Here is a 22,956-nt window from a genome sequence, read left to right on the forward strand (position 1 = left end):
CTGGATGGTGGTGCGAGGGCTGTTACGTCAGATTCACCGGCATGACAACGTACAGGAAGTCGTCGCCCGATTTGACGATGCCGGGCTTTGTTGTTGGCCCCGGCTTGGGTGGTGCCTTCAGTTCAAACACGACATTCGGATCGGTGATGATCTTGAGCGCATCAGAGATAAACACCGGGTTGAACCCGACCTCGACATCGTCGCCGTTGTACCCTGCGAGGGACGCTTCGATGCGAGCTTCCCCCATCTCTGGTGCCCGGCTCGACATCTCGACGGACTTGTTCGCGCCAGAGAACGCCATACGCACGCCGCGTGATTCCTCGTTGGTGAGCAGCGCTGCGCGACGGACCGCTGACAGGAACACCTCACGATCGAGCGTGACTGTGACGTTCTGATCCTTTGGTATGACTTCGTCGTATGGCGGGAACGTGCCCTCAACAAGATTGGAGCTGAGCACGGCGCGCGGATCGTCCGCGCCACCAATCGCAAAGTGCGCCTGGTTGTCGTTGACAGCGATGATGATCTCGTCATCGTCTCGCAGTATCTTCTGGAGCAGCGCGAGCGCCTTTGTCGGTACGATGCACGATGCCGATTCGGTGGACTTCGTGCCTGATGGTCCGCGTGCGAGCGCGAGCCTGCGACCGTCCGTCGAGACCATCTCGAGCTTCTTGCCGGTAATATGGAACAGCACACCGTTGATCGCGTAGCGCGAGTTTTCGCGCGCGGTTGCAAAGAGCGTACGTGCGATCATGCGAGAGAGCGTCTCGCCCTGTTGTGTGGAATGGATGCGCGTCTTGCCGCCACCGCCATTTACAACATCAGCAAAGTCTGGCAGATCCGGGAAGTCTGTCGCAGAGTACCCGTGGAGTGTGAACTGGGCATCCTTGCCTGAGATGGTGCAGGTCTCGCCTTTCACTTCAACAGTGAGTGATGTCTCAGAGTCTTCTGCTTGCACGATCTGACGGAGCTTGTCCGCGGGGATGAGCGCGCTACCTGGACGTTCGACGTCGACGCGATCGGTGTGCAGTGTCAGCGCGATCTCTGCGTCGGTGCCAGCGAGTGTGAGCTCGGACACGTCGCCATCCTTGCGTGCTGTCATCAGCACGCAGGTGAGTTGCGGCTTTGGTGTGCGCGAAGCAACCACGCCTGAAACCATATTTACAGCGTCGAGCAACGCGCCGCGATCGCAGATAACCTTCATGCAGTCCTCCCGATGTAGAAACCCAATATATTGCCGCTGAGTGTAGCCCTGCGAGAGGGCGCCAATCGACTGACGATTGCCTATCAAACCCCGATCGCTGGTATGGGTAAGGTTTCCCGGCACAGAATATCGTGGGTTGGATTTCTATTGGGGTCCTGCCCAATTCACACGATTTCACCTTGGCAGGTACCAACTTTTGTTGTCTTTGATGGGTCGATTGCTGATACTACATCTCAACATCCGCACGGTGCCAGGCGGCGATGTGTATGTTCGCATTCTGTACGGAATGCCAGCAGCGCGGCAAGCCCGCGCGGTTGGTGCGAACAGACTGGCCCGAACCCTCCAGACTGTCGCGCTGTATCACGTCAGCCCCGCGCTGCACATTGTCGTTGTGCGCGCTGAACACGAAGGAGTGCCCCGATGTCATTTGAAGCAGCAATTCACGCGCAGGCCATCGACCTCGGAAAGACCTCGCTTGAGATGACAGCAGCTGCGGGATCGGGCCACCCGACCACAGCACTCAGTCTGGCTCACATCGTCACCATCCTCATGTTCGATGCAATGCGCTGGTCGCCCGACTATCCCGATTATCCCACATCAGACCGTCTTGTACTTTCAGAGGGGCATGCTGTTCCGATCGTGTACGCGGCAGCGTGCAAACTCGGTGTTGTTGTTGGTAAGGATGAGGCGAGCCGGCGCAAGCTTGCGCAGGATGAATGGAAGACACTTCGCGAAGCAGACTCATTGCTCGATGGACATCCCAATCCGATGGAAGGGTTCCCGTTCTTTGATGCAGCTACCGGCTCGCTTGGTCAGGGACTCAGCGTTGCGCTTGGTCTTGGTGAAGCAGCACGATTTGACGGATTCGACAAGCACATTTACTGCATCATCGGTGATGGCGAAGCACGCGAGGGACAGATCACGGAAGCCATTGATGAAATGATGGATCGTAATCTTGTGAACGTCTGCCCTATCTTCAACTGCAATCAGTACGGGCAAGCTGCACGTGTCTCCGATCAGCAGTCTGTTGAAAAGCTCAAGGCGCGTCTTGATGCTGCCGGAATGCATGTTGTCGAGATCGATGGACACAACCCGGAGCAGATCCGCAGCGCATTGAAAACATTCGCCGAGCGCGCCCGAGCAAACAACGGCGCGCCGATGGCGATCGTTGCAAAGACTGTCAAGGGATGGGGCGCACCGTCGATCCAAGGTGGTGGCTGGCATGGCAAGCCGCCGACGGGTGATGCGCTGCAGAAGGCGCTGTCTGAACTTGATCAGCGCAGAACAGAACTCACAACAACACTCGCCAGCTCGGACACATTCCAGATCCAGCCGCCCGCGCAGGCACCAGCGCCGACCGAGCCGATATTCGATATCCCCAGCTTCAGTCAGGCAATGAAGAAGTACGACATGGAGTCGCTGTACCACTCAGGGCGCATGGCGACTCGCCGAGCATACGGACTGGCACTCCGCGCACTCGGCCATGCAAGCAAGGATGTTGTTGTGCTCGATGCTGATGTGTCAAACTCAACCTTTGCGGAGTGGTTCGCGAAGGACAGCGACATCAACGATCGCTTTATCGAATGCAAAATCGCAGAGCAGAACATGATCTCAATGGGTGTAGGTCTTTCTGCTGCAGGTAAGGTGCCGTTCTGTTCGACCTTTGCCAAGTTTCTGACACGCGCGTACGACCAGATCGAGATGGCGATCTATTCTGGTGCAAACATCAAGATCGTTGGCTCTCACTCGGGCATCTCACTCGCTGCAGATGGACCGTCGCAGATGTCACTGCCGGATATCGCATGGTTCCGCTCGCTCTCAACGGTGCGTGATCATCGCGGCAATCCCGGGTGCTACATCCTCCAGCCGGCCGACGCTTTTGCTGCGTACGCGCTCACACAGACGATGGCTGAGTATGAGGGTGTGTGCTATATGCGCACGCTGCGCCCCGACACGGAGTTCCTGTACTCCGACGATGTTGTCTTCAATCTTGGTGGGTTCGAGGTATTGCACAAGGGACGCGATGTCGCGCTTATCACATCGGGTTACACGGTGCACGAGGCGAACAAGGCAATCGAGAAACTTGATCAGGCTGGTGTTTCCGCGACGCTTGTTGATCTGTACTCGCTCCCGTTCGATGCGGACAAGCTGATGGACCTGATCGGTGAGAACGGCGGCTATGCCATCACGATCGAGGACAACTTCGGTGCCTCAATCGGATCAGCGGTTGCGGACGCCATTACAGAATCAGGCGACGGATTTACGCTCAAACAGATCCACGTCACACGCATCCCCAAGAGCGCGCGCTCCGAGGACGCGATCATGAAGATGTGCGGGTTGACATCGGACGATATCGCCAAGAGCGTGCTGAACGTGCTCGAAGTGGCGTAAACTCGAAGGTAATTAGATTTAACCACAAGCCCACGGATTGAATCCGTGGGCTTGGTTATTCATACTCTCATTACCCACCGCTTCGAACTTCTTTCGGCTCGATCGGCGCAAGCACGAATGTCAGACTGTGCAACTCGCTCCCCTCAGTTGGCTGCGTCTCTGAGAAAATCTCCTGGAGTCTGTGCAGAATCACATTGACTTCACGTCGTTGCGCCTTGTTGAGCCATGCTTTCTGCCTGCTCGCGTTGAGATTGCGTTCCGATCCATCGCAGCGCGCGATATCGGGCTTGAACCCCGCTTTGAAGTCCCGCTCGGCAACACGCAGCATCGAGCCGACAATGCGCGCCACTGTGTTGACCGTGTCTTCGTTGTTCGGCTCATAACACAGTCGCATGATGCCACGCGTTGGGGTTGAAACAAGCAGTTCTTCGCGCCGACTCGAAGGTCGGGTTCCAGCTTTTACGAGCAGACCCGCTTCTATGAGCGCGCGGATGTGGTAGTACAGGCTGTCAGCGGAGCAACCCAGCGCGAGTGCAATTTCTCTGATCGAGCACACCGAGAGGGCATTCACGGTGTCGATGATCTCCTGCCGGACAGATGAAGAGAGGGCCCGCATCTGCTTTGTGTCTGTGATCTTCTGCTCGGGGCGTTTTCGTGCCATATCCCGCATCGTTGGAGGGTGAAATCGATTGAGATGCAGAAGTGCTGGGGCCTATTTGTTGAAAATAGTTGATTTATTTCAACAATCATGATATATTCATTGCATACGTTGTCAGGCTGAAACGCGGCTTCAGGAGTCGTTGGACGGGTGGATCGGATTCTGGAAGCAGGAAGTGAGGGAACCCAATGCGAGCATGGTTCAAACGGGCAGGCACCGGGGTAGCGGTTTGCTGCGTGCTGTTCCAGAGTGCGTGTACACGCTCTGCGCGAGTAGAAGCGGAGCCATCGTCGGACGAAATCCGAGCGATCATGGAAGACGCAGCAACGAAGTTCCATGCGGGAGATCGCACAGACGCCATTGCCGAGCAGCGTCGTGCAGTGGAACTTGCGGAACGATTGCCGGAGCAGGCACGCGACATGCGTATTCACTCTCGTCTTGCACTCTCGTCGATGTTGCTGTTTACCGGGAGCACAGATGAGGCAATGGAGTACGCGCAAAGGGCGAACATACTCGCAGAAGAAACACTCGCGCGGTCAAGGACGGAAGTTGCAACCACACTGAAGTATCTCGGCGGTGTGTACTTGCTGCGTGAAGATTTCGATAACGCAGAGAAGACGCATCTGCGTGCGATCGAACTCTCAGAGGAGGCGGTTGGTCCTGATCACCCCGAGACAGCCAAGCACATTGGGAATCTCGCCGCTGTCATGGTGCAGAAAGGAGACTTCGATCGCGCAGAGCAACTCTTCGATCGCGCCATGAGAATATGGCATGCTCAGCCAAAGCCAAATCCGGTTTACACCGTCGGCGAAATGATAAACCTTGCTGCAATGCGCCTTGAGCAGGGACGTATCGAGGAGGCTGAGCATTTATATGCAGATGCCCTTGTGATACAGGAAGATGCCTTTGGCACGGCCAGTCCAAGACTCGAGAATCTGCTGCGTAACTATGCGATGTTTCTCCGCAAGATCGGGAAGTCCGATGAAGCTGATGCCATGGAGATGAGGATTGTTCCGACGAATGAATGAGCATCACATACGCTATGCGGGTACTCGCTCAGCCGTTAACTCAAGTTCTCCATCCTGAATATGCAGCATAGGTTTGTCCGAGTCAATGCTGAAGGTGAACACAACATTCGGCGCGCCACCAGGATTGAAGATGTGATTTCCCCGCGAGAATAATGCGCGAGGTGTGCCATCTTCAACCGCAAAGGTTGGCGATGTCTGGCGCTCGTTGTACGCGACGATGAACTTCACACCCGGTGCATCGTTCGGGCTGTACGTTCCCATATACGGCGATGCATTTGCTTCTGTCATGTCGATCTTCGGTTGGGCAATGTCAGCGTCTCCCAGTTCTTCGAGGTATTCGACCACAAGTTTCGCATCGTCACGGCCTACACGTGCATGACGCATGAGCGTGAACGTGCCGTGCGGCCCGACGTTGCGCTGGATCCCGGGATTGGCTGTACAGAACGCGCGTACAACGTCAACCTGTCCGAGCATCGCAAACGTGAAAATGTCTGGTCGTGCGCCGTGCGCGATGAGAAACTCCGCTATATCACGGCGCCCTGTGTGCGAGCACGCGCCCAGGGCGGTCTCCCAGTCGCCGAACCCCCAGTCCCACGCAGCCTTTGCGAGTTGCGGGCGTTTGGTCACGAGTTCCTTCACACGGTCGAGGTTTGTGTGCGATGCGCCAACGACACCGCTGACGACCTCCGGATCCTGCGACGGGAACGAGTCCGCGATCGATCCGCGCATGCGCTGGAGCAGCTTTGCTGTGACAGCGGAGGGGTTGTGTGCTGATGCAAACGATGGCGCAAGGGCGATTGCGGGGGCGGCAGCAAGGAATCCTCGGCGGTTCAGGGTGGTCATCGGTTGCTCCTTCTTCCAATTGGGCTTTGGTGGGGTGTGGGTGAGCGCGCAACCGACCACAGAACCAGATTGGGCACTCAGGTATTCAGATAAAGCGAGTTTGCATGCCGGACGCAATGTTGTTATAGGTCATTTTGCGTCTTTTTGCCCATTTCGTCGTAAGTTTCGAAAATGGATGAACAAATATACGACTAATTGTCGTATATTGACGACAGAGTGTCGTTCATCGCGCATCAACACATGTGCCATCACAAGGGCATTGCACGCTGCTCGCGCCACCAGAAGAGAGGACATTGATGAGTCAGCCCCCACTCGCAAACGCGGAACTCGCGGTCATGGAACTGCTTTGGGAGCAAGACAAGCTGACCGCTCGGTCCATACGTGAGCAGCTTTACCCCAGCGCGAGCAAGGCGCAGCACGGCACAGTCCAGCGATTGCTTCAGCGACTCGAAGAGAAGGGATTCATCGATCGCGACACGTCGCTCTCGGTCCATCTGTTCTCGGCGCGCATCTCGCGTGAGGCGTACGCCGGGAATCAACTCAAATCACTCGCGGACAAACTCACTGGCGGCTCACTCGCGCCGCTGCTCACGCATCTTGTCGAGCAGCGCAGAATCTCCGCTGACGAACTCTCGCGCCTGCGCACGATTCTCGAAGAAGCGCAGGACGAAACAGACGGAGAGGGAGGCTGGCAATGACAGACCTTCTGCTCCAGATTGGATTGAGCAACCTGCTTGTGTCGCTGGTGCTTGCGATTGCAGCGTGGTGTGTTCATAGAACAAGTTCGCGCCCGGCGCTTGCGCATCTGTTGTGGGTGCTGGTGCTGGTAAAACTCGTCACGCCACCGATGTTCACATTGCCGGTGGTGCCTGTGCCCGATTCCGGGCGATCGGCCGATGTGCCAGCACTTGAGACGTTTGCTGCAGATTTGCCTGTTGAGCTCGTACACAGCGTCGCAGCTGCCGAGGTGCTGCCGTACAACGAGCCGATTGGTTCCGCGTGGTCGAGGACGGACGTGCTGATCGGTATGTGGCTTCTCGGGAGCGCATGCATTCTCGCGTGGTCTCTTGTCAGGGTGTACAGGTTCAATCGTGTGCTGCACATGGGAGCATCGAGTGCGCCGCACCATGTGCAGAGATGCGCGCATGAACTCGCACAACGGTTCGGTTTGCGCACAACACCGATCATTGAGACAACGAGTGCCCGGGTGTCTCCCATGGTGTGGTGGATCGGCGGTCGTGTGCGGATCGTGCTTCCGATAGAACTTGTCGAAGATATGAACGACGAGCAGATGCGATGGGTGCTCGCGCACGAGCTCGCGCACGTTCGCCGTCATGATCATGTGGTGCGCTGGCTTGAGTGGTTGGCGTGCGTCGGGTTCTGGTGGAACCCGATATCGTGGGTTGCGCGCCGGTATCTCCGCATCAACGAGGAGATCTGCTGCGACGCGCTCGTGCTTTCAACATTCCAGAACACACACAGGCGCTATGCGCAGGCGCTGATGGCTGTGGTTGAGTTTCTGTCCTCCCCGGCTCTCCGCCCGCCGGCTGTGGCAAGCGAAATCAATAGCGGCGGATGTCTTGAACGGAGATTCAGAATGATCGTTTCACGAAATACCATGAGGAAAACACCGCGCTGGTTGAACGCCGGTGTGCTTGTTGCAGCCGTCGGCATCCTGCCGGTGGGCATCGCGTACGGGCAGCAGGTGGATGCTGTTCAGGCGAGACTACACGAGGCTGTGAAGAACGGCGAGATATCGAAGGATCAAGCGCATGTGATGATGGGTGCGCTGAAGGCCTACCTGGCGGATGAATCGCAGCCAGAGTTTGTTGCGAACTCCACGATGCCCGAGGATAAAGCCAAGGGCGGTGTGTACATCGAATACATCAATGGTGCCAAGACAGATAAGGTGCGTGAATCTGCGAAGGCGCGTGCCATCTACGAGGAGCGTCTTGCAGTTGTTGAGCACCAGCAGAGGGCGCTTGAAACCGCTCGCAAGCAGATTGAAGCCAAAGCAAAGCAGGACAAGGGAGCATACGCAAAGGCACTCGCCGATCTGCAGGCAGCGAAGGAGGCACTCGCTGAACATGAGCATCATCTTGCGGCTGAGAAGTACAACATTGCCTGGAGGAACGCGCAGGGCGACACCACGCAGCCAGAGATTGCACGAGACCTGTATGAGAAGCTGATAACAGAGACAAGAGCCGCCGAACTCGCGCGCGAAAACGTGAAGGCTGAAACGGATATAGAGAAGCTCCATTCCCACCTGAAGCATCTATATCAGCAGCACAATGATCTGGCTGGTGAGCACGTGGAGCAGTTGCACGAGCACCTGCAAGAGCTGCACGAGCAGTATAACACACTCAGGCACCACGACGGTGACGTCGAGAAACTCCACAAGCATCTGAGCGAACTGCATGCCCGCGAGGACACGCTGCGAGCCGAGGAGGAACTCGCGAATCTGCACGCGCATCTGCGTGAGTTGAAAGAGGCAAACAAGCCGATGGACGAGTCAATGCTGCGCGATCTTGCAGAGGTGAAGCAACGGATCGCTGAGCACAACGTAAAGATTGACGAAAGCCGGCATCACATCAATCAACTCCGTGATCGTGAACTGGAACTGTTTGCTGAGCGCAACGCGAAGGCTCAGCAGAAAAAGATTGATGAGACGAAAAAGGCCGAAGAGCTCCTCCGCAAGCTGATCGAAATGGACGCGGTCTCCAGCGAGAAGGACAAGGAGACCCTGAGGCGTGTTCTCGAGTCGCTCAGGCGTGAACGTGTGAGTAGTAATGACGTCGTACTTCCTTCACTCGTCCTGCAATATGTGTCCCCACAGGCAGAAACCAAGTCCGCGCCAGAAGACTGGGAGCTCCAGATCGAACGGAAGCTCCAGTCGCAGCACGAGCAGCCGAAGGGTCGGTAGGTACTCAAGCAGCTACCTTATCTTGTGTGCGGCGCTTCACGGTGCTGACCACTGAACAGCCCGGCGAGTCCGGGTTGTTTGTTCTTTGTACAGTATTCTAAAAATCTACGACAAACCACGGATTGTGATGGAACCTCTCATGGCTCGTGCATCGAATAGAGTGGTGCGTATCTGCGCCGTCGGTCCACAATGGGCGGATGGAAGATGCCGCTTGAGTCTGTGCTCGTCTGTTTGTAGTCGCAAAGAGGGTCGATTGCAGAGAGCGAGATTGTCAGCCCCCGCTTGCTGACAAAGACCAAGTCAGCCCAGCATGAAGACGCTGTGTGGGTTCTGTACAGGACCTGCGAGCCCGTGCGGGTTTGTTTAGAGGATGGTGATTGGTGCAGGCACCGAAGGGTGCTGGCGCATCGGCTTGTGGCTTTGATGCGCACATAAGGAGAGCCGCAGTGGTCTCAGCTATCCCGACAATGAACAACATGGACCCTCCGACCGGGTTGGGAGATTTCATGGACAGTTCGTTGTCGGTCAGCGAGAACGCAGCCCGAGCTGGCGCTACCATCAACGCTGCTCAGCACCCCCTGCGAGCAGATCTGAGCGACAATCGCCAGAGATGCGGACGCAGCTCGTCCGCGCGACAAGCAGACAATCGCAAGCACCCCCTGCTTGCATCTGTCCACCAGAGTTGAATCAGGAGCACGCTGAGGACCACGAGTCCATGCCCGTCCGTTTGAACCACACCTGTGTGTGGATGAGCAAGAGCGAGGAACCACGATGAAGCGCCCAGAAAACGCAAGTGCAGACAATAACGGTCGTCCATACTCACGCAACCGCAAGAGTCTGGTTTCCCGTGCCAAGGCCGACATGAACGGTGACGCGAGCGCATCATCGCTCTCACGTCTTGCTGGAAAAGCTTCGGTTGAACCGTTGGAGCCGAGGCAGCTTCTCTTCTCGCTGACAATTACTCCTGATCTTGTTGATCCGACAACAGGTGTCGGGCAGATCGCGGCGTTCTTCGGATACACGATTCCGTATCTCGAATCGCAGGATCAGAGCAACGGCAACAACATGCCGGAAAATGTCGAAGAGAACTTCGACGATGAGACAAACGTCGGCGGCGCAGGCCTCGGTACAATCAACGGGACTGGCGAACGCTTCCTTGAATCCGGGTTGTACATCACACATACCGTTGCACAGCCCGCGGCAAACTTCGCTCTTGCCGAGCCGGTCGATGATGACTTTGAGATTCGTGCCCGCCTGCAGGCTGGAGAGTCATTCTCCTTCCAGTTTGTTGAACCCGGAGCGGCAGGACTCGTATTCCGCAGCGTCTCATCGGTATCGTTTGCTTATGGTGCTGGGTTCACAGCTGGCGGCGGTCAGTTTCCGCTTGTTGATGGCAGCAACCAGCCGATCTCAACTATCAGCTACTTCTTCGATGGTGACCTGATCGAAACGGTCAATGCCATTGACGTCATGAATCCAACCGGTCAGGGACAGACAACATTCGCACCAACCACAGGCGAGAACTTTGATCAGATTGTTTTCTCGGTGACTGGCGGCATTGCTAATCCGACATTCTTTATTGATGATGTCAACTTTGTTATACCGGCCAAGCCCTACAGCGATACGGTCAACGCGAGAATCGCAGGAACAGAAGTCAGGTTTGCTGGGCCTGAAGGCGCAACAGTTCAGTTCCTGGACTTGTACGGCAATGACATGGTGCAGACGATCCGATTGGGTGCTCCGCAAGACAGCGATACGCTTCTCGTTGATCGCAACTTTAATGGTGTTCCAGATTACAACGATGGTATTGGACGGATTGTGTTCCAGAACACGGACAATCGGACGTCGATTACCATGGTCGGTGGCATCATTGAAGCCTTCCAGGACATGCCCGATCCCGACGCAGACTTCATTGAAGGTGGCTTCCAGTTTCTTCGTATTGAGGGGTTTGAGAACTACTACAGCGATTGGGAATCAACTGCAGGATTTGGCTTCTGGTTTGATCAGAGCAATCCCCGAGATGTGGTTGGCCTTCCGGACGGCGCCGGCTCTGTGGTAATCGGTTCTCCGTTCTTCAGAACCAACACATCAACTGCAACATACAGTCCGCTCGGACCCGCAATTACAAATCTGTTCCAGAGCGATCACAATCGCTCCGATCAGGGATTCTTTGGTCCAGCGAACAGTTCCATGGGTTCTATTACAGTGCATGGCATGGTCTTTGGCTCTTCACGAATTGACGGGTCATTGAACCGGTTCAATGTCGGCACGATGTATGGATCGCTGACTGTTGAGGGCGATCTTGGTGCGTACGTCGTCGCGTCAGATGCTGGCGTGTGGGCTGCGGATGAAGCCCTCGCAGGGGCGGGTGTTGAACGCATCAAGACAGATGCACAGCTTGTTGTTGGACGAACACTTGGACAGATGCACGTGGGAGGCAGATCGCTTGTCGACGTAACTGTCGTTGGAGACATCAACTCGCCGAGCGCTTCGCTTCCACGCGATGTATACCGCTATTTCGAGCTTGAGTCTCCATACGGCATCGTTGAGACAGCGGACGATGAAGCTGTGATTCTTGCGATGCTGAATGCGACAGACGGCGATGCACTTGATGTTGTGATTGGTGCAACAGCGCTTCCGCTTACCAGAGTGGGTCAGCATGCGTTGTTCGGCAACTCATTGCTCCGCAATGACAACCTGCTGAGTGCCGAGTGGGTTGGGTCTGTGGCGACCGGTGTGCAGATTCATGGAGACATTTTCTTTGCTGACCCTGTGAATGAAGCCGACCCGTCCGACGTCTATGCGTTTGCATCCGATGGTGCGGCTCCGATTGTGTTGCAACTGCAGAGCGGGATTCCGGGCAGTATTCAGGTTCGAATTGTGGATCAGGGTGGACGCACCGTTGCGAGCGCAGACACAGCAGATCTTGTTGGAAACCAGCTCCGCATTGATTACATGCCAGACGGACCGGGCGTGTATTACGTCGTGCTTGGGGCTGCAACGGGTTCTGACGCATACGTGCTCACGATTACCGGCATGGCACCGACAACGTTCGGCATGTATCGCACCGCACTCAGTTCGGGTGCGTATGACACACTTGTTGGCACATCAAATGCGGTGACTGTATTGTCTGGTGGTATTGGCGCGATCCGTGTTGGTACTGGGCTGACGGATATCGATGGCGATGAGTTTGTTCCTGACTATGTCAATATTCTTGATGATGGTGACGAACAGAACGAAGACGATCGAATGATCCTGTATTCGGGCACCTTCTCAACACCGGGCAACTTGTATCAAGTGTTGACCGGGGGAGATATTGGTATCCCCGGTGACGGCGGTATTCTTGGCCCATCTTTGTACAACGTGACGTTCAATGTGGGTGGGAATCTGGGCCAGTTGATCACCGGCCAGTCTGATTTGCTTGGAAGAGGTCCTGATCAGGGCGATATTTACTATGTGAGTTTCGTTGTCGGCGGCTCCATTGGCATGATGGATATCCGTGGCGCCATTGGTATTGACCAGGACAACAACGCGCTCATTGGTGACGAGAAGAACGTTCGCATCGAGACCGGCACGAACGGCGGTGTTGGTGACATCGGCATGATTCGAGTTGGCGCGCACGCGTATTCTGATGCCCTGCAGATCATCACATCCGATGGCTCCACGATCGGCGCACTTTTACTGAGTCAGGATATCGAGTACGATATAAACGACCCCAATATCGGGTTCTACACACTCAATGCACCAACAACGGTTGGCCCGTCGCTGCTTCTTGGCCTTGGTTCGGATCTGAAGTTTACATCATTTCCAAACATCGATCTTGCCAACGCGTTTAACGCAAGACGCGAACTCCGTGGTGGTTCGACGCTGACGCTGACCGACGACTCCGGTGCGACAGTCGAAATCTCGGTGCCAGGTGCTGTCAATGGCGCACTTGTTGGATTCGTTCGTGTGCTCCCGATTGACAACTCACTCGGTGTGGCAATCGGCGATATCGCTGTTGATCTCACTGGTGGCGTTGATCTGAATATCACTGCAACCGGGCCGCTTGGTCAGCAGGGACGTGTGGGAATTGGCAAAATTGAAATCCTTGGTGCAGGCCCCGACTCAAATATCAACATCCAGGGGAACTCTGAGATCGACGTCTATCAGATCGTTTCGCAGGCTCCATTCTTCAATATCGTCAACAACTCTGTCAATGGCGATATTGTCTCGATCGACGTTGATTCAATCAACGGCGTCGAGATCGCGGGCAGTCTTGGAACAACAGAGTTCCCGGAATGGGGACCGAAGAAGTTCAGCCAGGTGCTCACGATAGATGACCTCGATCTTGACGGCATACTGACACCGAACTGGAATGACGAGGTGTATCGTCCTGCAAACGATCAGGACTTTGGTCAGGACAATGCGTATCTTGACGATGTTGGTGCGCCGGTCGATTTCTATCTCGATGGTCTCCTTGTTCGCAGTGGAGACCTGCAGTTTGTTCGTGTTGACGGATCACTCGGCGATGTGATTCTGAATGATGGCGACATCATCGAAGCGATTGCAAACTTCGATGGCGACAACGATCTCCGCTTTGATGGCATCTTCGGAACACTCCTCGCGAATGATATCATCACTGTTGATGTCGGTGATGGTCTGGCAGCTCGCACGCAGTCACCGTTTGCAACAACCGGCATCTTTGCCCGTGACGATGTCCACAGCGTCAGAGCGACCAATGGCGCATCAATCCAGTCACTTATTGGATCGTTTAATAACGTCATTGGTGATCGTGAGCTGGTACGCGACGGCATCGACACAATCAATGTGTCCGGTGGTGGCAACTACGTTGACGCCTACATCTTCACGTCGTATCTTGACAGATTCTGGGAGCCATACCACATTGCTGAGTTCTTCATTAACTCAGGCAATATCAACACGATCTCGGGAGATGGTGCAAACTTCTTCCGCTCCAACGTGCTGACATCAAATCTCAATACGTTCCAGCTTATCGATGGCGCATATGACGCTTCGTTTGTGAATGCTGGCGGCAACATCAATGCGTTTGAAGCTGCCGAGTTCCGCAACACAACGCGACTCGGTTCCATTCGTGAGTTCCACGAGAGCGCGATTGTTGTTGGTGGCGATCTCGACGAGATTCGCACCAATCCCGCTGGCAGCATGGCCGATGTCCGCATCGACGTGCTCGGCAGTATCATTGGCGGCTTGAACACCAGAACGATGACGCGTGTTCAGCTTGACGTTGACAACCAGATCGAGCAGCTATCCATCACTGATTCGATCAGGGCATCGAACATTACCGCCGGTGCGATCGAGAACTTCACCGTGACCGAAGCTATCCGCACATCGAGCATCGATGTTTCGGGTCCGCTGGTGACGCTCATGGCAAAGGAGATCACCGATTCAACCATTGAGGTGTCAGGTGTTGACGGCCGTATCGGTACGCTCACAACCACCGGAATTCTTGAGGCAGATATTACATCATCCGGACCGGTTGGCACCATCCAGTCTCTCATGGGCGATATCGTTGCGTCTATCACAACGACAACGAATCGTGGTAACATCACACGACTTCAAGCGTTCCGTGACCTCGATATCGTGACAGATGTTTCTGGCAACATTGGTCAGATGATTGCGGGCCGAAACATTGGTAACCGCGACACCAAGGGCATCATCCTTATTCGTGGCAATCTGCAGCAGGCAGATGTTTCCGGCGGGCAGTTGCACGCGGATCTTCGCATCGGCAATGACATCACCGGTTCGGTCGATATCGGCTCCGTTTCCAACAAGCCTGGTGACACGCTGTTGGGTGGCGGCTCCATCGTTGCGTTTGGCAGAATCAACGCGGTGAATGTTGCAGGAGACTACGCAGCCGAAATCTCGAGCTATTCCGGAGGTATCGGGTCGATCACTATCACCGAAGGCTCATTCATGCAGTCGGCGCGGATCAACGTGCTCGACGGCTCGCTCGGTCTGCTCCGTATCGTTAACGGTCACCTGCTTGGCGACGTCTATGCCGACAACGACATCACACTGATTGATGTGCAGGACACGGGATCGGGCATCTTCGGTGACATAGGTATCAATCCCACACTGTCAGCAGGCCGGAGCGCAACATCGACACGCAACGAGCTTCCACCTGCAACCGCTCCAACACCAGCGATTGATGGTCCATCCATCGTTGCCGGGCACAACATTGGTCAGGTGCTCGTTGGAGGCTCAATCTTTGAAACGCTGATCCACGCTGGTCGTTCGGTTGGCTTTGTCAGCGTTACACACAATATTCGTAATGACCAGTTGACCACCGGCATCGGTACTGTGATAGCTGCTGGTGATCTTGTCCGCTCTGTGGTGACAGGTGCAAACGCACAGAATCTTCTCATCCTTGCGGGCCTTGTATCGTTCGGCGATGATGGTGTCGCGGGCGGCACAGGCGCAAATGCAGATGTTATCAAGGCTGGTCGTGTTCAGAATGTCAGCGTTGGTTTCAACGCCAACAACGTGAAGGTTGCAGCTGGTATTGTCGCTGGTGCAGACGGCCAATACAACACAGCGGACGATCAGCATGCACTCGGGTTGTCTTACGTGACCAACGTCGAAGTCGCAGGTACTGCGACAAACGTTTCGGCACACGCAGACTCCGGTCTGACGTCAACAACAGCTGGTATCACGCAGGGCGGTCGTTCTTCGGCAGTTGATGGTGCGGTGCTTGAGTCTCTGGTCGGCGGATTTGGTGCGCTCGGTACCGAACTGACCAATGGTACATTGTTCAACTTCACCACCACCGGCGGCGAAGATGGCACCATGATGTACACAGGCCCGGGACGTGCGTTCTGGAATCCATTCAGCAATCGTGTTGTGCTCTTCAACTCGCGTCCGACGTCAAGCCTGACAGTCACACGACTCCCAACAGGCTCGACATCCACAACAACGCTCACCGATTTCAATATCATCACAAACGATGACTCGATGCTCGGCACGCTTGTTGTCAATGGCGATCTTGTTGGCAACTCGAACATTGTTGTTGACGGCTATCTGCGCAGTATTACCGTGCAGAACTGGGCATCGACCGGCTCGATTCTTGTCGGCAATGACGTCCAGACCGCGACCTTCGGATCATTCACTCAAGGTCGCATGCAGGCCATACGCATTGGCACACTTGATGTTAATGGTAATGTTGGCGGTACCTTCGACTTCTTCGGTTCGTCAAGCGTTGACATCGTCGGCAACTTCACCGGCGTTATATCGATGGATCGCTCGCTGACCGGCGCTCTGGCGATCGGTGGCACAGTCAGTCGCGGCGCATTCCGTACCGCCGAGAGTGTTGGCTCGATTACAGCTGCGGCACTGAGCGAAGCTCGATTCAGTGCACTCGACAACATCGGCACGGTGACCATCAATGGCAACGTCTTCGACAGCGCAATCATGGCAGGTGCTGACCTTGGTCGCGATGCAGTGTTTGGTGGCACGGGTCTGAATACCGATCGAGTGACGTCCGGTTCCATCGGTGCAGTCACGATCAATGGCAACTTCATTGAGAGCGATCTCATCTCTGGCCGTCTGCGCGGTTCGGATGGTTTCTTTGGTACAAGCGACGATCTCATTGCAGACGGTCGAGGCGACATCACAAGTGTCTCCATTTCGGGCAATCAGGTTGGTTCGCCGCTCGGCTCTGAGAGCTACCGCATTAGTGCAACCGGCACGATCGGCGCTGTCACTATTGGTGGTCAGAACATCACTCAAACCGGTAACTTCGCGGTTGAAACACCGGAAACACAACCGGAACCGATTCGTGTGGAAGAGGTCTCAGTTGTCGAGTCCAGCCGCGTCTATAGCGTGAACATTGTCTTTAATCAGGCGATGAACGCCGACACCCTCGGCGAAGCGCTCAGCGTCTCGCAGGTGCGTGATAACGACGGTCAGGTGCTGCTGCGTCTTGACGAGGGGCTCGACTACTCTGTCGAGTACGATGCTGATTCCATGACTGCAACCATTCTGGTGAACCAGTCGATCACGAGCCAGGGCTTGCCAATCACCCCGGGAGTGGCACATGCTGGCATCTACCGCATCGACTTTGATGATGCCATTCTGCGTGCATCACTTGTTGGCGCACGTCTCGATGGCGATCATGACGGCTTTGCCGAGGTGAATGACGATTACTCGATCGACGTTGTGATCGGCGATGCTGGCGACAAGCTCACAGCGCAGCAGGTTGCTCTGTTCAACGAGCAGAACCAGTTCGTTAAGAACGCCGATATCTATGCACCGGTCAACCTGAATGTCATCCTTGACAACAACTTTACACCGGATGGCGTGCCCGATGTGAATACGACCTTCCGCATTGAAGGCTCGATTGGTGATCATCCGGACAACGACACCAACCTGTTTGGCTTCTCCGGCGATGTGGATGTGTACCAGATCACACTGCAGGCAGGCCAGATTCTGCGTCTCGGCGAGGTCAGTGGCGCGGCTTCCTCGCTTGTTCGCGGGTTGTACAACAGCAGCAATCAGGCAGTCGGAGCCGTCGGTTCTGATGCACTGCAGCTTCCTGGCGCGTTCGACTTTGTCCGTTTCGTACCGACCGAGTTCAACTATCTCATCAACGAAACCGGCACGTACACGCTCGTCGTATCTGCAACAGCAGCGACAAACGGTGCGTTCACAGCGAACGGTACAGTTCCAAACGTACCGCCAATCGCGCAAGCAGTTGGAAGCTACGCGTTTGATATCACCGTCTTTGATGATGGAGATACCGGGTTCTCATCAGACACGAACTCCGGTGACGGCCGACTCCTCCCAGAGCCGCCAGCACCAATCGCGTTTGCTGGTATCGACGGACTCTTTGGCACAAGCGACGATGTTGCTGCCATCAACTTTAATGGTTTCAACTTCACGCTCGATACTGGTGCCGATGGCACGCCCAATACCGACGACGACCTGGTGTCCGCAGAACTGAACGGGGCGACCATTACTCGTACCGGCACAGGTGTTGTGACATCAAACGTCGTATCCGCGATCGGTTCGGGCAACCTCCGCGGCGTGCCAGGTCAGATCACACCCGACGTTGATGTCTTCCACATCAATGCTCGAAACGAGATTGATCCCGGTACAGAGGTGCGTATCACGGTCAAGCTGTCGGAGCTTGGTGCGGATATCGGTTCACGTCTGAGCCTGCTCGATCCGAACTTCTCAGGTCAGGTGCAGCTTGCAGTGTTCGAAACAACGAACTCGACAAGCATTGATGACGCAGCACTTGTCCTCTCGCCGACCGACTTTGATCCAACCGGTGCCACGCCCGGCGTCATTGCCGATGATGGTGTGACGAGCTATGGCTACGACGAGAATGGAGACTTCTTCATCGTGTTCCGTACGCCGGGCTCACTCTACTCGGCAGACCCGGCAAACCCGGATCCAGCGTCATACGCGGTTTATCTGCAGGGCGTATACAACGCAGACTATGAGATCGAGATCGTGCTTGGTGAAGAGAAGGCACTTGTCCGCAAGAGCCAGAACTTCTTCCTCGAACTCAATGGTGGCTCAGTGGACTGGCTGCTCTCGGGTGAACTGATCGCGGATCTCGACTCGTTCGATACCCGTGTGCTCGGCTTTACCGGCAAGATCAACAACGTGCCGGTCAACACGTACATCATTAACACGGTCATCGAGAATCTCGAAGGCATCTTTGCAGCACGTGGCTACGACGTTGCGGTTTCAACGAACTCTGCCAACTTTGAGTTCCAGGACTTCTCAACGGTGTTTATCTCGAACACCAATGATCCCGTCTCATTCTTCAATGACGGTATCTATGGGTTCAGTGAGCACAGCGATCCGTTCAACGCTGATCGCAACGATGAAGGGGTTGTGTTTGTACCGTCGTTCACGACACTCGGGTACACACCGACCCAGCAGGATATCGATGGCTTCGCTGATTCGCTGACAGCAGCAGTTGCGCGTCGCATGGGTGAACTGCTCGGCCTGCGTATCTCGTCCAACACCGGCTCAGGCGCATCAGTTGATCCAATGGCAGCAAACTCTGTTGCAGCCATCCCGACAACAAACGGTGCGTACCGCTTCAGCACGATTGATCGCGCCCTCTCGCCGCTCGGCGACAGCCTTGATAACACAGATTTCTATCTTGGTCAGATCAATGGTGCGTCACTGCTCGATGCGATCCTCAGCCCTGAGTAATCGGAATAACCCGCACAGACTGTCGCGAGTCTGTGTTGGGCACATCTGATACACACATCACAGACCCGCCAGCCAATGTGCTCGGCGGGTCTTTCATTGGTTCGCGCAGGTCCTGCTGACATTCAGGGAATACCAGACCGATACCTCAGGCGAAGTCAGCATCAAATCGAATGCGCGACGAGGATGGCAGATGACCCGCGGAGCACTTGCATGACCACACGTACACATTCACGATCAACACGGTTCAACTCGGCGTTTACGCTCGTTGAACTCTTGATCGTTGTTGCGATTCTCGGTATTCTTGCTGCTATTGCGGTGCCATCGACTTCGTCTGCTGCGGAAGATTCTGCGGTTAGTGCAGTCGCAATGGAACTCAAGAACTATCAGAGCGCAGCAAGCCAGTACATGGTGCTGACAGGCAATCTGCTTCCGGATTCTGCATCTGGCGCAATACCCGCAGGTCTTGAAACGTTCATTCGTCCCGCGATGTGGCTCGATGGCACTGCTGCGGGCGGTGTATGGGATACCGAACTGAACTCGTTTGGCGTCACGTCCGCGATCGGTATCCACTTTAATGGCACGGGTACAACGCGCGACGATGGATTTATGACACGTGTTGATGCGCTCGTTGATGACGGCGATCTTTCAACCGGACTTTTCCAGAAGCTTGCAGCAGACAGGTATTACATTATTCTGGTTCCGTGAGTCGCATTGGAACAAGAGTTCTCCAGAGAGGAACACTCGCTCTGCATGCCAAACCCAGCGGAACCACACTCATACGCACGACATTGCACATCGCGGTTGGTGCGAGGTAGGTTTTTCCGCGGATTTACACTCATTGAGATTATGATCGTGGTTGGCATCATCGGTGTGCTCGCGTCGATCATGATTCCAGTTGCGCGAAGCTGGCGTCACGATGCCCAGCGCGTTGCGTTTGTCGGATCACTCAAGACATTTGCGAACAGCACGGTCCAGTTTGTTGCTGAAACAGGCATGCTGCCACCCGGTGGTCGTGCGGGCACGTTGCCATACTACCTTCGGAACCACATCCGCCAGAGTGCATGGGAACAGCCGACGCCGATCGGTGGTCAGTGGGACATCGACACAAGCAGACGCTCTGGTTGGTCACGGGTCGGCGTGCTGTTCGGCCAGCAGGACGATCGCAGGACCGAGTTCATGGAAAACATCGACGGCATGATCGACGACGGGCATATTGGCCGAGGTGATTTCAGGCGGGTTGGCTTCAGAAAGTACATGTTCTACATCGTGCGCTGAGTTGACTTGTGTAGCGGGCTTATCCAAGGCCCATCATCGGCACGATCACAACGCCGAAGACCATTGCCCCAAGCAGCGTCACAATCATGATCGAAAGAAGCACCACCCAAGCGTGCTGAAGTTTCATGTACGTCGTCACAATCTTCAGCCACCACCTCGCATACACAGCAAAGAACACACCAAACAGCACAAGTGCCGACAAGCGGCTTTGATGAAAGAGAAAACCATTGCCCGAGAGCAGGCCCATCGTGCTGCACAATGCATCGAGTTCGATAAGCACGATGTCAATGACCATGAAGCAGACACAGATCAACGGCGCCAGGGCAAACGTGTATACACCCGCACGCACGATGTGCTTCCAGTGCACTCTCGCACGCGCTCGTGTTTCAGGCAGGAGCATCAGCATGAGTGTTGGAAGGACAAAGAATGAGAGCGATGTGATGCCCGGCACAAGATCCCACGAGTACGACACCGCATCCGTCCGGAAGATATCGTGGACCCATTCCGAGTAAGGCCAGAGCAGATCCGCAAGCCACGCTTCCGGTCGACGATCAGACGTCCCGTGTCCAAATTGGTAGATCTTTCCAGCAATGAAGACGTTGTTGCTCCACCGAACAACGAGTGCGCGAGAAGCAAGCGCAATATGCACTGCAATCAGCGTGAGTGCAAAGAGAACACCAAGCCGCCTGAGCGAGACAGGATGTTCCAGACGGATGCCCGACCATGTGCGCTTCGGAAGAAAGAACAGAAACATGTGCCGAACAGCATTTATCCACCAGCGATTCCCCGTAGACTCGATCGACCACGCAGGGAGCGGCTTTACTCTGGTTGAGAGCAGATCAGCCCAATCAAATGCGAGTCCGCACTCGGAGCACACGCCATGCAGCGGGCAAGAGTTCGTCCATGATGCAACCAGTCCTGACTGATCATATTGACATCGAGGACACTGCGCAGCTGAAGAAGTGTGCATCTCAGACACGCAGCATCATACTCGCACAGAGAAGAACAGACTTCATGGATTGAAATCCACGGGTTGTTTGGTTTATTTCTGCTCTCTGTTTCGCTGCTGCAGTTTCGCCCGCAACTCGCGAATCTCCCTCAATCTCTCAGCTATCTGCTTTTCGAGGCCGTTCTGCGTCGGGTTGTAGTACGTCCTGTCAACGCCGAGGTAGTCCTGGTCGGTGATGTTGTCTTCAGCGTCGTGCGAGTACTTGTATCCGTGCCCGTGCTTTGATCCGTCGGCTGCAGGGGCAGCGTGCGCATCACGCAGATAGATCGGCACCGGCACCGTGCGATTCCCCCGGACGTCGTCCATTGCTTCATTGATCGCCGTGTAGCTCGCATTGCTCTTCGGCGCAACAGCAAGATACGTCGCGAGCTGCGCGAGTGTGATGCGCGCTTCGGGCATGCCGATGCGCTCGACAATCTGCCACGCTGCTGATGCAAGCATTGTCGCGCGCGGATCAGCATTGCCGATGTCCTCGCTCGCGAGGATCGAGAGCCTGCGCGCGATAAACCGCACGTCCTCGCCCGCTTCGAGCATCCGCGCGATCCAGTACACCGCAGCATCGGGGTCGCTCCCGCGGATGCTCTTTATCATCGCGCTGATCGTGTCGTAGTGCTCGTCTCCGGTCGCGTCGTAGACCGCCGCCTTCAGCTGGATGCTCTCCTCCGCTGCCGCGTGATCGATGACGATCGTCTCGTTCTCACCGATGGTCTTGAGCGTCGAGAGCACCGCGACCTCGAGCGCCGAAAGGGCGCGCCGTGCGTCGCCATCGCACTTCTTCGCCCAGACGCGCTTCGCGTCCTCTGTCAAATCGATGTTGAAGTTCCCGAATCCGCGTTCCTTGTCAGCTGCCGCGCGTTCGAGCACAGCGAAGATGTCTGCTTCGTTGAGAAGTTCCAGTCTGAACAGTGTGCTTCTTGAGATGAGCGCGCTGTTGCACGCGAAGATCGGGTTCTCTGTCGTTGCGCCGATCAGTGTGATGAGTCCGCGCTCCACATCGCGCAATAGCACGTCCTGCTGGGCGCGGTTGAACCGGTGGATCTCGTCGAGGAACAGGATCGTGCGCCGGCCCGAGCTGTGCAGCCTTCGTGCCGCCTCGTCGAGCACCTCGCGGATGCGCTTCACGCCCACGTCCGCAGCATTCTCGCGGACAAACGCCCGCGACGTGTGGACCGCGATCAACTCCGCTAGCGTCGTCTTGCCAGTCCCCGGCGGGCCGTGGAGCAGCACTGAACTGAGTGTGTCCGCCTGGATCATCCGCCGGAGCAGCTTGCCTTCGCCGACAATCTCGTGCTGACCGGCAAACTCCTCAAGCGTGCGCGGACGCATGCGGACCGCGAGCGGCTCGACCGCGCGCAACGCCTGCTCCCGTTTGTCCGCCCACAGATCCTGCATCCACCATCCCTTTCTGAACCAGAGTGCATATTTTTCGCAGACCTA

At 55.7% G+C, this 22,956-nt stretch carries 12 protein-coding genes; 7 read left to right on the forward strand and 5 right to left on the reverse strand.

The genetic code is table 11. The features are described from left to right. Positions 1-22: 22 nt before the first annotated feature. Positions 23-1,201, reverse strand: a complete 1,179-nt coding sequence (dnaN, locus tag H6815_06080) for a DNA polymerase III subunit beta (protein ID MCB9860006.1) — start codon at positions 1,199-1,201, stop codon at positions 23-25. Between the two features lie 420 nt (positions 1,202-1,621). Here dnaN and H6815_06085 point away from each other — a divergent pair, with 420 nt between their 5' ends. Further along, positions 1,622-3,592: a transketolase gene (locus tag H6815_06085; GenBank protein ID MCB9860007.1), complete on the forward strand. Its 1,971-nt coding sequence runs from the start codon at positions 1,622-1,624 to the stop codon at positions 3,590-3,592. 70 nt (positions 3,593-3,662) lie between these two features. On the opposite strand, the gene H6815_06090 is transcribed toward H6815_06085, so the two are convergent. Continuing rightward, positions 3,663-4,253 carry a helix-turn-helix transcriptional regulator gene (locus H6815_06090; protein MCB9860008.1) on the reverse strand — a complete coding sequence of 197 codons (591 nt, stop codon included), beginning with the start codon at positions 4,251-4,253 and terminating at the stop codon, positions 3,663-3,665. Between the two features lie 308 nt (positions 4,254-4,561). Between H6815_06090 and H6815_06095 the strand changes: the two genes are divergently transcribed. Further along, the gene (locus tag H6815_06095) at positions 4,562-5,278 is read left to right on the forward strand and encodes a tetratricopeptide repeat protein (protein ID MCB9860009.1); all 717 of its coding nucleotides are present in this window, start codon (positions 4,562-4,564) and stop codon (positions 5,276-5,278) included. A gap of 12 nt (positions 5,279-5,290) precedes the next feature. Here H6815_06095 and H6815_06100 read toward each other — a convergent pair whose 3' ends face one another. Continuing rightward, positions 5,291-6,121, reverse strand: coding sequence for a hypothetical protein (locus tag H6815_06100; GenBank protein ID MCB9860010.1), 831 nt, complete (start codon positions 6,119-6,121; stop codon positions 5,291-5,293). 296 nt (positions 6,122-6,417) lie between these two features. Between H6815_06100 and H6815_06105 the strand changes: the two genes are divergently transcribed. From H6815_06105 to H6815_06125, 5 genes are all read left to right on the forward strand, one after another. Then, positions 6,418-6,819 (forward strand): BlaI/MecI/CopY family transcriptional regulator, encoded by a 402-nt coding sequence (locus tag H6815_06105; GenBank protein ID MCB9860011.1) that lies wholly within the window; start codon positions 6,418-6,420, stop codon positions 6,817-6,819. Further along, positions 6,816-9,044, forward strand: a complete 2,229-nt coding sequence (locus H6815_06110; protein ID MCB9860012.1) for a M48 family metalloprotease — start codon at positions 6,816-6,818, stop codon at positions 9,042-9,044. Before H6815_06105 ends, H6815_06110 begins: the two co-directional genes overlap by 4 nt. 771 nt (positions 9,045-9,815) lie before the next feature. Further along, positions 9,816-19,235 (forward strand): hypothetical protein, encoded by a 9,420-nt coding sequence (locus tag H6815_06115; GenBank protein MCB9860013.1) that lies wholly within the window; start codon positions 9,816-9,818, stop codon positions 19,233-19,235. A gap of 210 nt (positions 19,236-19,445) precedes the next feature. Further along, positions 19,446-19,940 carry a type II secretion system protein gene (locus tag H6815_06120; GenBank protein MCB9860014.1) on the forward strand — a complete coding sequence of 165 codons (495 nt, stop codon included), beginning with the start codon at positions 19,446-19,448 and terminating at the stop codon, positions 19,938-19,940. A gap of 45 nt (positions 19,941-19,985) precedes the next feature. Next, positions 19,986-20,510 carry a prepilin-type N-terminal cleavage/methylation domain-containing protein gene (locus H6815_06125; protein ID MCB9860015.1) on the forward strand — a complete coding sequence of 175 codons (525 nt, stop codon included), beginning with the start codon at positions 19,986-19,988 and terminating at the stop codon, positions 20,508-20,510. A gap of 19 nt (positions 20,511-20,529) precedes the next feature. On the opposite strand, the gene H6815_06130 is transcribed toward H6815_06125, so the two are convergent. Then, entirely contained in the window at positions 20,530-21,489 is a 960-nt protein-coding gene (locus H6815_06130; GenBank protein ID MCB9860016.1) for a hypothetical protein, read from the reverse strand. A gap of 63 nt (positions 21,490-21,552) precedes the next feature. Beyond that, the gene (locus tag H6815_06135) at positions 21,553-22,911 is read right to left on the reverse strand and encodes a replication-associated recombination protein A (GenBank protein ID MCB9860017.1); all 1,359 of its coding nucleotides are present in this window, start codon (positions 22,909-22,911) and stop codon (positions 21,553-21,555) included. Between the last annotated feature and the right edge of the window lie 45 nt (positions 22,912-22,956).

It is taken from the genome of Phycisphaeraceae bacterium (assembly GCA_020639155.1).
Lineage (GTDB): Bacteria > Planctomycetota > Phycisphaerae > Phycisphaerales > UBA1924 > JACKHF01.

What these genes read in the sequence shown, in the direction of transcription:
- dnaN (MCB9860006.1), bottom strand. Translation starts at nt 1,201, where the DNA reads ATGAAGGTTATCTGCGATCGCGGCGCGTTGCTCGACGCTGTAAATATG.
- H6815_06085 (MCB9860007.1), top strand. Translation starts at nt 1,622, where the DNA reads ATGTCATTTGAAGCAGCAATTCACGCGCAGGCCATCGACCTCGGAAAG.
- H6815_06090 (MCB9860008.1), bottom strand. Translation starts at nt 4,253, where the DNA reads ATGGCACGAAAACGCCCCGAGCAGAAGATCACAGACACAAAGCAGATG.
- H6815_06095 (MCB9860009.1), top strand. Translation starts at nt 4,562, where the DNA reads ATGGAAGACGCAGCAACGAAGTTCCATGCGGGAGATCGCACAGACGCC.
- H6815_06100 (MCB9860010.1), bottom strand. Translation starts at nt 6,121, where the DNA reads ATGACCACCCTGAACCGCCGAGGATTCCTTGCTGCCGCCCCCGCAATC.
- H6815_06105 (MCB9860011.1), top strand. Translation starts at nt 6,418, where the DNA reads ATGAGTCAGCCCCCACTCGCAAACGCGGAACTCGCGGTCATGGAACTG.
- H6815_06110 (MCB9860012.1), top strand. Translation starts at nt 6,816, where the DNA reads ATGACAGACCTTCTGCTCCAGATTGGATTGAGCAACCTGCTTGTGTCG.
- H6815_06115 (MCB9860013.1), top strand. Translation starts at nt 9,816, where the DNA reads ATGAAGCGCCCAGAAAACGCAAGTGCAGACAATAACGGTCGTCCATAC.
- H6815_06120 (MCB9860014.1), top strand. Translation starts at nt 19,446, where the DNA reads ATGACCACACGTACACATTCACGATCAACACGGTTCAACTCGGCGTTT.
- H6815_06125 (MCB9860015.1), top strand. Translation starts at nt 19,986, where the DNA reads ATGCCAAACCCAGCGGAACCACACTCATACGCACGACATTGCACATCG.
- H6815_06135 (MCB9860017.1), bottom strand. Translation starts at nt 22,911, where the DNA reads ATGCAGGATCTGTGGGCGGACAAACGGGAGCAGGCGTTGCGCGCGGTC.